This is a genomic window from Kosakonia sp. S42 (genome assembly GCF_016624785.1).
GTDB lineage: Bacteria > Pseudomonadota > Gammaproteobacteria > Enterobacterales > Enterobacteriaceae > Kosakonia > Kosakonia cowanii.
Window position 1 is genome coordinate 68,468 of sequence record NZ_JACVTW010000017.1, and the last position, 11,967, is coordinate 80,434.

Here is an 11,967-nt window from a genome sequence, read left to right on the forward strand (position 1 = left end):
ACCCAAGGATCCCGGCTATGGGCCCGCAAAAACAGCTCGCGCTGGGCATCCTGCTCGCGCTTGGCGCCAGCGCATCCGCGCTGGCCTCTTCCGATATTGATGATTGCACATGGGGCAGCCCCGGCTGCTACCTCTCCACGCCGCCGGTTATCGCCATCCACACCGATACCCGCGACAACCTGCTGCGCCTGCTGGGCGACAGCAAAGGCCTCTATCCGCTGCGCCAGCCGATGCCAGCAGATGTTACCCGTAGCCGCAACGTCTACTTCGATGTGCATCACGATGACGCGCCGCCTGCTGCCGCGACAGAAGCCTCAACGCTTGCCGCCACGCTGCGCCAGCAGATGAATGCGCTGGGCGTCGCGAGCGACAACACGCTGCCGCCCGCCCTGCTGCGCCTGATTGCCGACGGCAATGACGCAGCGGTGGATGACGCGGGCAGCGACGGTGAAACCCGTTTTGTTTCACAAAATAACGAGACGCTTTCAGCCTTCTTCGCCGCCCTGCTTGAGGATAAATCCCTGACCCCGCCGCAGCGCCAGGCGCTGGCGACAGCACGCATCGCGGCTAATGAATCTTCGCAGAGCATAGAGGCGATAAGCGCCCTCTCCTTCCCGGAGAATTCAGCGGCGGCGGGTTTTCGCACCTATCTTCAGGCCGCTAACAGCTTCTATGCCGGTGATTATGCCGCCGCGGAACCGCTTTTCGCTTCGCTAACAAAGAGCACGCAGCCGTGGCTTGCCGAGACGGCGAGTTACATGCTGATGCGCAATGCGCTCAACGCCAGCAGCGAAAATGCCAACGGCGAGTATGGCGACTTTGACGTTGCGAAAATTGATAAACCCCACGCTGAGCAGGCGCGAAGCGCGGCGGAGAGTTACCTCAAGCAGTGGCCACAGGGGCGCTATGCCGCCTCGACCCAGGGGATGCTGCGCCGCATCGACTGGTATCTTCAGCAGTGGGACAGCCTCGCGGTGCGCTATGAAAACGCGCTCTCTGCCTCCACCAGCGGCGATGCGCTGGTTACGCTTATCAACGAGAGCGACAACAAGCTGCTGAGTAAGGATGTTAGCTGGGGAGGCGATGCGTTTGTCAGCGCGCCGAATGCCTCGCTGATGACCTTTATTGCCGCCCTGCGCTGGATGCGCGAATCGCCCTGCCGGGAAAATATGCCCTGTATCGATAAGGCCTGGCTTGAGAGCCATAAAGCGGAGTTCGACAACAACCAGCACAGCGCGCTGTGGAACTATCTTCGTCTGCAACTGGCTTTCAGCTCGCAGGATTACGCCACGGTGGTCAGCGGTATCACCCCGGCAAAAGCGCTGGCGGAGCATGACGTTCTCGCCTTTAGCCAACAGGTGCTGTATGGCGATGCGCTGATGGCGCAAAAAGCCTGGCCCGAGGCGCAAAGCCACTGGCTGCGCCTGCTCGATTTAAGCCGTGACGTCGAACAGCAGCAGTTGTTGCAGGCCAAACTGGCGGCCACGCTGGTGGCGAGTGAGAAGGTCGATGAGATTTTCGCAGCGAAGAGCCGGGTCACTAACCTGCGCTTTCGTTCGCTGGTGCTGAAAACCAAAGCCTCGCGCCCGCTGCTGCTTGCGCAGGCACAAAACGGGCCGAACAGTGAAGAGCGCACGATCGCCCTGCATACGTTGCTGATGCGCGATTTGACCGCCGGAAACTACGCCGACTGGTTACAGGATAAAAAGCTGATTGCCGCCATTACGCCACCGGTAAAAGATGAGGCGTTCTCGGATGTCGATCTGAACGTCTTTAACTGGCAAGGCAGCGATGAGGCGAGCCGCTACACCTGTGCCGCGCTGGAGAAGACCGTCACTACGCTGAGCAAAACGCCAACGGATGCGCATGCGCTGAACTGCCTCGGCGAATTCTTCCGCACCACGCAGGCGAGGGTCTCGCTGGGCGCCGATCGCGGCGGCAATGATGCCCTTGACGATGCCACCACAATGAAAGCGCTGCCCGGCGTGCCGCAGCGGCTGGCCGCCTATCAGCAGGTGATCAACAACCCGAAAGCGGAGCCGGAAGATAAGAGCTATGCCCTCTACCGCGCGGTGATGTGTTATGCCCCCTCGGGCTATAACGATTGCGGCGGCGAAGATGTGGATAAATCGGTGCGCAAAGCCTGGTTCCAGCAACTGAAGAGCCGTTACCCCGGAAGCGTATGGGCCAACGAACTGCGCTACTACTGGTAATCGCGCTTGCTGCACTGCTCGCTTCATTAAGCCCGGCGAAGGGGCAGGAGCAGGCGTTCTGGCTCTGGTCCGGCGTGCGCCCCGGCGGGGCGTTGCGCCAGGCCGATGTGGTCTATCTCCATCAGGGTGAAGTGGTGATCCACGGCGGCAAAACGGTGTTTGAGCGCAAAGGGCTGCCCGTTAACCGGCTGGTATTTCCGCGCATCTGGTTGACGGTGCGCTTTGCCACTCTCGACGTGCCGGATTCGCTGCTGCTGCGCCTCAACAGCCTGCTGGCGCGCTGGCAGGCTGCGGGAAACGAAGTCGTTGGCCTGCAGATCGATTTCGATGCCGCCACCTGGCGGCTTGATGAGTACGCCCGCTTTCTGCAACGGCTGCGGCATACGCTGCCCGCGCACTATGCGCTGGGGGTAACCGGGCTGCTGGACTGGGCGAAAACCGGCAGCGTGGCCACGCTGAATGCCCTGCCGGTGGATGAACTGGTAGTGCAGAGCTATCAGGGACGCCGTACGGTGGTGAACTTTACCGATTACCTGCCAGCGCTCGCCGGTCTGCGCATTCCGTTTAAACTGGGCGTCGTGGCGGGCGGGATGTGCGATGAGCGCGAGATAGCGAGGCTTGCCGCTTCACGCTGGTATCGCGGCACGGTGACCTTTCTGCTTAACCCTTTGCCTGGCGATGACAGCAGCCGGAAAGGTTGTCCATAATCGGGCAATCGGCCCCCTCGTCGCCGGGGCAGGCCTCCGCCAGCGTCAACAGTTGGGTGCGCATCGCCTGCAATTCGCTGATATGGCGCTCAATCTCAGCCACTTTCTGTAACGTACGGGCTTTCACATCGGCGCTGTGACGGGCGGGATCGTTAAACAGATTAACCAGTTCGCCGCACTCTTCGAGATTGAATCCCACCTGACGCGCCTGGCGCAGCAGCGTCAGCTCATTGAGATGCTGCTGGTTGTAGCTGCGATAGCCATTTTCCCCGCGCAAAGGCGGCGTCACCAGCCCCTTCTGCTCATAAAAACGGATCGCTTTACTGGTTAAACCGGTCTTTTTTGCCACATCGCTGATATTCATCATCTTCCCCATTATTTACACACGGCAAATAGTGCGTCGCCTGTTATGAGGCTGGAGAATGATATTAATCCTTGCGGTACTGCAAAACAAATATATGCATGTGGTAAATATTTTTATTTGCCGACCTGCCGCTTCGCTATACCATAGCGCGGGATTTTCAAATAATGATAAAAGTTCGACACACAGGAGTTGTTTATGAGTGATATGGCTTTTTGCCGCGGTTGCGGAAAGGAGATACATAAAGAAGCGGTTGCATGTCCGGGCTGCGGCGCGCCGCAGAGCACCGCTGGCAAGAAAAGCCGCATCTCCGCTGCGCTGTTCGCCTTCTTCCTTGGCGGCTTCGGCGCACACAAATTCTATTTAGGTAAACCGGGACAGGGCATTCTTTATCTGCTGTTCTTCTGGACCTGTATTCCGGCAATCATCTCCTTTATCGAATTTATTATTTACTTGTGTAATTCCGACGAAGAATTCGCGCGTAAATATGGCTGAGTATTAACCGCCAAATGATGCCAGACCCCGCTCAATGCGGGGTTTGTTATTTCTGGCGGCGGTTTTTGCCGTGTGAGCTATTTTGTGCCGACCTGAACTTGACCTTCCCCTCGCGGGAAGGTTTAAGCTTGTTACGTGTTATCAAAAGCCACATCCCTGAGGAGATTGCGTATGTCTCAAACCATAGAGCTAAACCTGGATGGCCTCTCCTGCGGCCATTGCGTTAAACGTGTGAAAGAGAGCCTGGAAAAACGCCCCGACGTTGAGGCGGCCGATGTCACCATCGAGCATGCCCAGGTGACCGGCAGCGCCAGCGCCGAAGCGCTTATCGCGACGATTGAAGAGGCCGGATACGGCGCGAGCGTCAGCCACCCAAAGGCTAAACCGCTGGCAGAGTCATCACTCCCGTCGGAAGCACTGACAGCGGCCACTCCAGAGCTTCCGGCAGCACACGATCTTGATGACAGCCAGCAGCTGTTGATCAACGGCATGAGCTGCGCCAGCTGTGTCTCCCGGGTACAAAAAGCCTTACAGGCGGTTCCGGGCGTCACGCAGGCACGGGTAAACCTGGCGGAGCGCACTGCGCTGGTGATGGGCAGCGCGCCCGCCGCAGAATTGGTCAGCGCCGTCGAGCAGGCGGGCTACGGCGCGGAAGCGATTGAAGATGATATCAAGCGTCGCGAGCGCCAGCAGGAGACGGCGCTCGCCACCCTGAAGCGCTTTCGCTGGCAGGCGATTGTCGCCCTGCTGGTCGGCGTGCCGATCATGCTGTGGGGGATGATCGGCGACAATATGATGGTTACCGAGGCTAACCGCTCGCTGTGGCTCGGCATTGGCGTGCTCACGCTGGCAGTGATGGTGTTTGCCGGTGGGCACTTCTACACCAGCGCGTGGAAAAGCCTGCGTAACGGCACCGCGACCATGGACACGCTGGTTGCCCTTGGCACCGGCGCGGCCTGGCTCTACTCGATGAGCGTCAATATCTGGCCGCAGTGGTTTCCGATGGAAGCCCGCCACCTCTATTACGAAGCCAGCGCGATGATTATCGGTCTGATTAACCTCGGCCATATGCTGGAAGCGCGCGCCCGCCAACGCTCGTCAAAAGCGCTGGAGCGCCTGCTCGATTTAACCCCGCCAACGGCGCGGGTGGTCACCCCTGAGGGAGAAAAAAACGTGCCGCTGGCCGAAGTGCAGCCGGGCATGACGCTGCGCCTGACCACCGGCGATCGCGTGCCGGTGGATGGCGAGATCCGCGACGGCGAGGGGTGGTTTGATGAAGCAATGCTGACCGGCGAGCCGGTGCCGCAGCAAAAAGGCGCGGGCGAGACGATCCACGCTGGCACCGTGGTGCAGGATGGCAGCGTCCTGTTTACCGCCAGCGCCGTGGGCAGCCACACCACGCTGTCGCGCATTATCCGCATGGTGCGCCAGGCGCAGAGCAGTAAACCGGAGATTGGCCAGCTCGCTGACCGTATTTCAGCGGTGTTCGTTCCGGTAGTCGTCGCCATTGCCCTGCTGAGCGGCGCCATCTGGTACCTCTTCGGCCCGGCACCGCAGATTGTCTATACGCTGGTGATCGCCACCACGGTGCTGATTATCGCCTGCCCCTGCGCCCTCGGGCTGGCGACGCCGATGTCGATTATCTCCGGCGTCGGGCGTGCGGCAGAGTTTGGCGTGCTGGTGCGCGATGCCGATGCGCTGCAACGCGCCAGCACCCTTGATACGCTGGTGTTTGATAAAACCGGCACCCTGACGCGCGGCAAACCGGAAGTGGTGAGCATCACCGCGCTGGAGGGGGATGAAACGAGCGCCCTGCGCCTGGCGGCGGCGCTTGAGCAGGGTTCCAGCCACCCGCTGGCGCACGCAATTCTGGAAAAAGCCGCAACTGAGGCGCTGCCGGAAGTGAAGCAGTTCCGCACTCTGCGCGGGCTGGGGGTCAGCGGCGAGATTGATGGGCAGCGCGTGCTGCTCGGCAACCAGGCGCTGCTGGCGGAACAGCAGATCGATACGCGCGCGTTGGATGAGGAGATTGCCGCCCAGGCCAGCCGTGGCACGACGCCAGTGCTGCTGGCGGTAGAGGGCAAAGCGCGGGCGCTGTTCGCCATTCGCGATCCGCTGCGTGACGACAGCGTGCAGGCACTACAACGCCTGCACCGCGCCGGTTACCGGCTGGTGATGCTGACCGGCGATAACCCGACGACGGCAAATGCGATTGCCAAAGAGGCGGGCATCGATGAGGTGATTGCCGGCGTATTGCCGGATGGCAAAGCCGAGGCGATCAAACAGCTCCAGCAGCAGGGTCACCAGGTGGCGATGATTGGTGATGGCATCAACGATGCTCCGGCGCTGGCGCAGGCCGATGTCGGTATTGCGATGGGCGGCGGCAGCGATGTGGCGATTGAAACGGCGGCCATTACGCTGATGCGCCATAGCCTGATGGGTGTGGCCGATGCGCTGGCGATTGCCAACGCCACACTGCGCAATATGAAGCAGAACCTGCTCGGGGCGTTTATTTATAACTCCCTTGGCATCCCGATTGCCGCCGGAATTCTCTGGCCGCTCACCGGCACACTGCTCAACCCGGTGGTAGCCGGAGCGGCGATGGCGCTCTCCTCGATTACGGTGGTGAGTAACGCCAACCGGCTGCTGCGCTTTACCCCGCGCGACTAAGCCCCCCGCCCTGCCGCCACCTGCGGCGGGGTTTACACCCTCCCGCTTCGCGCGTTAGCATGCCTTTTTACTCTCAGGAAGCGCGTATGAGCCTGTTTCAACGATTGAAAGCTTTTCTTCTCGCGCTTCGTCAGCGCCGCTACCCCTGGCCCGCATTAGACGTTGAGTTGCCCGGCGACCGGCACCTTCACCTGGTCGGCAGCATTCATATGGGCACCCACGGCATGGCGCCGCTGCCCGCCGCGCTGCTGCAAAAGGTGCGCGAGGCCGATGCGCTGATTGTCGAGGCGGATATCGCCGGTTCCGACTCGCCGTTTGCTAACCTTCCTGACGCCGACCCGCTCGACACCCGCCTCAGCCCGGCGCTGCTCGCTTCGTTAGAGAGCACGCTGGAGAGCCTGTCGTTAAGCCGTGCGGCATTTGAGACGCGCCCGGCCTGGCACATCGCGCTGGTGTTACAAGCAACGCAGGCGCAGCGGCTCGGGCTGCGGTCCGATTACGGCATCGACTACCAGCTTTTACAAGCAGCGCAGCGTTTTAATGTGGCGATCATGGAGCTGGAGGGCACCACCAGCCAGCTCGATATTTTGCGCCAGCTGCCGGACGAGGGTAGCGAACTGTTGCAGGACACCCTCACCCACTGGCATGAGAATGCGCGCCTGTTACAGGTAATGATGAGCTGGTGGCTGGAGAGCCCGCCGCGCGACGAAAACCTGAGTCTCCCCTCAACCTTTAGCCAGCCGCTGCACGATGTGCTGATGCATCAGCGTAACCGCGCATGGTGCGACTATCTGTTCCGCCTGCCGCCGGGGCGCTATGTGGTGGCCGCAGGCGCGCTGCATCTCTATGGCGACGGCAATCTTCCCGCGCTGTTAGCGGAAAAAATGGCCCATTAGCGCAAGATGCTACTATTTTCCCGGGTGGGTGCAGGCGTATGCTTACGGCGTGAAAACGCTTGATAAGAAGGATTATTATGACGCCCGCCGTAAAGTTACTGGAAAAAAATGGCATCGCTTTTCAACTCCACAGCTACGATCACGACCCTAACGAGACCAACTTCGGCGATGAAGTGGTGCGCAAGCTGGGGCTGGATGCCGACAGGGTTTATAAAACGTTGCTGGTAGCGGTCAACGGCGATATGAAGCAGTTGGCCGTGGCGGTGACGCCGGTGGCCGGGATGCTCGATTTGAAGAAGGTTGCTAAAGCGCTGGGCGCGAAAAAAGTCGATATGGCAGATCCGCTGGTAGCGCAGCGCACCACCGGCTATCTGGTGGGCGGCATCAGCCCGCTCGGGCAGAAAAAACGCCTGCCGACGCTGATCGATGCGCCCGCACAAACCTTCGACACTATCTATATCTCTGGCGGTAAGCGCGGGCTGGATATTGAACTGGCGGCGAGCGATCTGGCGAAACTGCTGAGTGCGCAATTTGCCGATATCGCCCGCCGCGAGTGAGGCGTTACTGCCAGCTCACTTCGCCTTTCGGTTCGTAAGCATTCACATCCAGCGGTGAGTTGTTCTGGATGAACTCTTTCAGCACTTCAGCGTCGATAAAGCCGGTGTTCACGTACCCGGCTTTATCATCCAGCCGCGGATAACCATCACCGCCGGTGGCGTTGAAGCTCAGGGTCGCCAGACGGTAGCTTTTCGCCTCATCCAGCGGTTCGCCTTTGATCTTCACGTCGCTCAGCTGGCCGCCTTTCGCTACAAAACTGACGTTGGCAAACTGCGGATAGGCGCCGGAATCGGGCTTCATCTGCGCCACTGCTGTCAGGTAATCCAGCAGCTCTTTACCCGTAAGATTGACGTAGGCGACGGTGTTACCAAACGGCTGCACTTTCAGCACATCTTTATAGGTGATATCGCCCGCTTCAATGCTGTCGCGAACGCCGCCGCCGCTCATCACCGCCAGATCCGCGCCGGTGCGCGCCATCTGCGCCGCAAGCAGTACCCGCGCCAGGTTGGTCTGCACAAAGCGCACTTTGCTGCGATCCCCCTCAAGACGGCCCGTCGTACTACCAATCTTCACGCCCAACTGCGCTTTGCCTTTGTTCTGGAACGGCGTCAGCAGCGAGAGCATCTGCGCGTTTTCGGCAATTTCCGGCGTGTAGAGCACGCGTTCGCTTTTACCGTTGTCGTAGGTCACTTTCTTCTTCAGGTTGACCGGGATGAGCTGGTAGCGCACCAGTTTCATCTCGCCGTTACGGAACTGGAAATCCGCGCGACCAACGTATTTACCCCATTCATGGGCCTGCACAATCCAGGTGCCATTTTGCTGATCCGGTGCGCACGGTGTGCCGGGCACATAATCGGCTTGTTTTTTATTCTCCGAGGCCATGCAGACCGGATCCTGTGAGTGACCGCCCACAATCAGCGCCAGCGCCCCTTTCGGCAGGCTGCGCGCCATTTCGACGTCGCCCGGCGCGTTGGAGCCATGCTCGCCGTTGTCGTAATGACCCATATGGGTGGTGGCGATAATCACATCCGGTTTTTCATTTTGATTCAGTTCATCAATGACCAGCTTCGCTTCGGCGGCCGGTTGGCGAAACTCGATATCAGTGAAGTACTCCGGATTGCCGATTTTGGCCGTGTCGTCGGTGGTCAGGCCGATCACGGCAATTTTCAGCCCTTGACGGTTGAAGATCATCCACGGTTTGAAGAGGCGCTGATTGGTGCTCTTCTGGTAGATATTGGCGGAGAGGAAGGGGAACTTCGCCCACTTCTCCTGCTGGCGCAGGACGCTCATCGGATTGTCGAACTCATGATTGCCGACCGCCATTGCGTCATAACCGATAAGGTTCATGCCGCGGAAATCGGGCTCGGCATCCTGTAAATCAGACTCCGGTACGCCGGTATTGATGTCACCGCCTGAAAGCAGCAGCACGCTGCCGCCCTGTGCCGCCACCTCTTTGCGAATACCGTCCACCAGCGTCTTCTGCGCCGAGAGGCCATATTCGCCATACTCGCTGCGCCAGAAGTGGCCGTGGTGGTCGTTCGTGTGCAGGATGGTGATGTTATAGGTTTTATCCTGCTCGTAAGCCTGCGCCGGCAGGCTTAATGCGCCCATCGCCGCCAGCAGACTCACCGTAATACTCTTCTTTAACACGCTCATGCTTCTCTCCCTGACCCCATTGGTGAAAGGAGAAAATACAGCGCTCGTCAATAATAGACAAATAAGTTCTGGTGACTATGACGGGCAGCTTTTATTGCGCGTCACTTTTTATTTCCCGCCTGCCCCTTCATTGTTCATAAAAGAGACACAACCGCAATCTTGCAGGCGCGTGAATGCAACAAGCGTAACGATGCACGGTTGCATTGAATGAGCAGGCAGAAAGCGCATCTTCCCCTGTTTGCACAGGATGATCACCATATTCGCTCACCATCACGCTGACTTACCTGCCTTTCTGCCCGGGGAAAGCCCTGGTTTTCTCTGCCGCTTATCCTTTAAAACGGCGATAGCTCCCTTAGTTATGTTATGGCAGAGCCGGTTGGCGATTTTTTTCATCCAAATTGCTGTTTTCTTCATAATTCAACAATTATTAACAAACGCGGCCGGCAAAATTGTCATAAACTGTAACTCAGCTATCGGTCGACGACCGTGGGATCCACGCATCAACGAAAGGAGACGGAATGCATCACGCCACACCGCTTATTACCACCATTGTCGGCGGGCTTGTGCTCGCTTTTATCCTCGGCATGATTGCCAACAAACTGCGTATTTCCCCTCTGGTGGGTTACTTATTAGCGGGCGTGTTATCGGGGCCGTTTACGCCGGGTTTTGTGGCGGATACCAAACTGGCACCTGAACTCGCAGAGCTGGGCGTGATACTGCTGATGTTCGGCGTCGGCCTGCACTTCTCCCTGAAGGATTTGATGGCGGTAAAGGCCATCGCCATTCCCGGCGCGATCGCACAGATAGCCGTGGCGACGCTGCTGGGTATGGCGCTCTCCGCCGGGCTTGGCTGGTCGCTGATGACCGGCATCGTCTTTGGTCTCTGTCTCTCAACCGCCAGTACCGTGGTGCTGCTGCGCGCCCTTGAGGAGCGACAGCTGGTGGATAGCCAGCGCGGGCAGATTGCTATCGGCTGGCTGATCGTTGAAGACCTGGTGATGGTGTTAACGCTGGTGCTGCTGCCAGCGGTGGCGGGCATGATGGAGAAAGGCGATGTCGGCCTTGCCTCGCTGGCGGTGGATATGGGTATTACCATCGGTAAAGTGGTGGCCTTTATCGCCATTATGATGCTGGTTGGCCGCCGCCTGGTGCCGTGGATCATGGCGCGCAGCGCCGCGACCGGCTCCCGCGAGCTGTTTACCCTTTCGGTGCTGGCGCTGGCGCTCGGTATCGCTTTCGGCGCGGTTGAGCTGTTTGATGTCTCCTTCGCTCTCGGCGCTTTCTTCGCTGGCATGGTGCTTAATGAGTCCGAGCTGAGCCACCGCGCAGCCCACGACACGCTGCCGCTGCGCGACGCTTTTGCCGTGCTCTTCTTCGTCTCCGTCGGCATGCTGTTTGATCCGATGATCCTTGTCGATCAGCCGCTGGCGGTGCTGGCAACGCTGGCAATCATTGTCTTTGGTAAATCGGCGGCGGCTTTTCTGCTGGTGCGCATGTTTGGCCACTCGCCGCGTACCGCATTAACCATCGCCGCCAGCCTCGCGCAGATTGGTGAGTTTGCCTTTATTCTTGCAGGGCTGGGGATGGCGCTGGATCTGCTGCCGCAGGAGGGGCAAAACCTGGTGCTGGCAGGGGCGATCCTGTCGATTATGCTCAACCCAATCCTCTTTACGATCCTCGAGAAGTATCTCGATAAGACCGAGACGCTGGAGGAGCAGACGCTGGAAGAGGCGACGGAAGATGAGAAGCAGATCCCGGTTGATATCTGCAACCATGCGCTGCTGGTCGGCTTTGGCCGCGTCGGCAGCCTGCTCGGCGAGAAACTGATTGCCCAGGGCATTCCGCTGGTGGTGATTGAAACCTCCCGCACGCGGGTGGATGAGCTGCGCGAGCGCGGTGTCCGCGCGGTGCTGGGCAACGCGGCGAATGAAGAGATTATGAATCTGGCGCATCTGGATTGCGCCCGCTGGCTGCTGTTGACCATCCCGAACGGTTATGAAGCGGGTGAGATTGTCGCCACCGCGCGCGAGAAGTGCCCGAACATTGAGATTATCGCCCGCGCCCATTATGACGATGAGGTGGATTACATCAGCGAACGCGGTGCAAACCAGGTGGTGATGGGTGAGCGCGAGATCGCCAACACGATGTTGAATATTCTGGCGAATACGCCAGCAGAGGACGCGGTCGCTCCGTAATGGGGCGATGGCCCTTAAACGTAGGCCGGATAAGCGTGCAACGCGCCATCCGGCATCATCTCCGCGGCACCAATTGCCGGATGGCGGCTTCGCCTTATCCGGCCTACAAAAACGCAGTTCCAGCGACACCGTCTTTGCTTTTATCTGCAATATGAAAGCGATGGGGTTGTGTCCCCGCTGAAATCGGCGAACCGAAGCGGGAATGACAAGGTCTGG

At 59.3% G+C, this 11,967-nt stretch carries 9 protein-coding genes; 7 read left to right on the plus strand and 2 right to left on the minus strand.

From position 1 onward, the window contains the following. The first annotated feature begins 17 nt into the window (after nucleotides 1-17). Nucleotides 18-2,213: a hypothetical protein gene (locus IAE50_RS17600; RefSeq protein WP_200580825.1), complete on the plus strand. Its 2,196-nt coding sequence runs from the start codon at nucleotides 18-20 to the stop codon at nucleotides 2,211-2,213. Beyond that, complete coding sequence (locus IAE50_RS17605; RefSeq protein ID WP_200580826.1) at nucleotides 2,183-2,920, plus strand: DUF3142 domain-containing protein; 738 nt, start codon at nucleotides 2,183-2,185, stop codon at nucleotides 2,918-2,920. Before IAE50_RS17600 ends, IAE50_RS17605 begins: the two co-directional genes overlap by 31 nt. Here the strand turns inward: IAE50_RS17605 and cueR are convergent. After that, nucleotides 2,874-3,284 carry a Cu(I)-responsive transcriptional regulator gene (cueR, locus tag IAE50_RS17610; RefSeq protein WP_139568912.1) on the minus strand — a complete coding sequence of 137 codons (411 nt, stop codon included), beginning with the start codon at nucleotides 3,282-3,284 and terminating at the stop codon, nucleotides 2,874-2,876. The genes IAE50_RS17605 and cueR overlap by 47 nt on opposite strands. Nucleotides 3,285-3,479: 195 nt before the next feature. Here cueR and IAE50_RS17615 point away from each other — a divergent pair, with 195 nt between their 5' ends. From IAE50_RS17615 to ybaK, 4 genes are all read left to right on the plus strand, one after another. Continuing rightward, nucleotides 3,480-3,776: a TM2 domain-containing protein gene (locus IAE50_RS17615; protein ID WP_094419560.1), complete on the plus strand. Its 297-nt coding sequence runs from the start codon at nucleotides 3,480-3,482 to the stop codon at nucleotides 3,774-3,776. A 171-nt stretch (nucleotides 3,777-3,947) separates the two neighbouring features. Next, complete coding sequence (gene copA, locus IAE50_RS17620; protein ID WP_200580827.1) at nucleotides 3,948-6,446, plus strand: copper-exporting P-type ATPase CopA; 2,499 nt, start codon at nucleotides 3,948-3,950, stop codon at nucleotides 6,444-6,446. A gap of 86 nt (nucleotides 6,447-6,532) precedes the next feature. Beyond that, nucleotides 6,533-7,342: a TraB/GumN family protein gene (locus IAE50_RS17625; RefSeq protein ID WP_200580828.1), complete on the plus strand. Its 810-nt coding sequence runs from the start codon at nucleotides 6,533-6,535 to the stop codon at nucleotides 7,340-7,342. A 77-nt stretch (nucleotides 7,343-7,419) separates the two neighbouring features. Further along, complete coding sequence (gene ybaK, locus IAE50_RS17630; RefSeq protein WP_200580829.1) at nucleotides 7,420-7,899, plus strand: Cys-tRNA(Pro)/Cys-tRNA(Cys) deacylase YbaK; 480 nt, start codon at nucleotides 7,420-7,422, stop codon at nucleotides 7,897-7,899. A 4-nt stretch (nucleotides 7,900-7,903) separates the two neighbouring features. Here ybaK and ushA read toward each other — a convergent pair whose 3' ends face one another. Continuing rightward, nucleotides 7,904-9,556, minus strand: a complete 1,653-nt coding sequence (gene ushA / locus IAE50_RS17635) for a bifunctional UDP-sugar hydrolase/5'-nucleotidase UshA (RefSeq protein ID WP_200580830.1) — start codon at nucleotides 9,554-9,556, stop codon at nucleotides 7,904-7,906. 518 nt (nucleotides 9,557-10,074) lie between these two features. Between ushA and ybaL the strand changes: the two genes are divergently transcribed. Next, nucleotides 10,075-11,751, plus strand: a complete 1,677-nt coding sequence (ybaL, locus tag IAE50_RS17640) for a YbaL family putative K(+) efflux transporter (RefSeq protein ID WP_200580831.1) — start codon at nucleotides 10,075-10,077, stop codon at nucleotides 11,749-11,751. The last annotated feature ends 216 nt before the right edge of the window (nucleotides 11,752-11,967 follow it).

Coding starts and splice junctions, on each gene's coding strand:
- IAE50_RS17600 (WP_200580825.1), top strand. CDS start 18: ATGGGCCCGCAAAAACAGCTCGCGCTGGGCATCCTGCTCGCGCTTGGC.
- ybaK (WP_200580829.1), top strand. CDS start 7,420: ATGACGCCCGCCGTAAAGTTACTGGAAAAAAATGGCATCGCTTTTCAA.
- cueR (WP_139568912.1), bottom strand. CDS start 3,284: ATGAATATCAGCGATGTGGCAAAAAAGACCGGTTTAACCAGTAAAGCG.
- IAE50_RS17615 (WP_094419560.1), top strand. CDS start 3,480: ATGAGTGATATGGCTTTTTGCCGCGGTTGCGGAAAGGAGATACATAAA.
- ushA (WP_200580830.1), bottom strand. CDS start 9,556: ATGAGCGTGTTAAAGAAGAGTATTACGGTGAGTCTGCTGGCGGCGATG.
- copA (WP_200580827.1), top strand. CDS start 3,948: ATGTCTCAAACCATAGAGCTAAACCTGGATGGCCTCTCCTGCGGCCAT.
- IAE50_RS17605 (WP_200580826.1), top strand. CDS start 2,183: ATGGGCCAACGAACTGCGCTACTACTGGTAATCGCGCTTGCTGCACTG.
- ybaL (WP_200580831.1), top strand. CDS start 10,075: ATGCATCACGCCACACCGCTTATTACCACCATTGTCGGCGGGCTTGTG.
- IAE50_RS17625 (WP_200580828.1), top strand. CDS start 6,533: ATGAGCCTGTTTCAACGATTGAAAGCTTTTCTTCTCGCGCTTCGTCAG.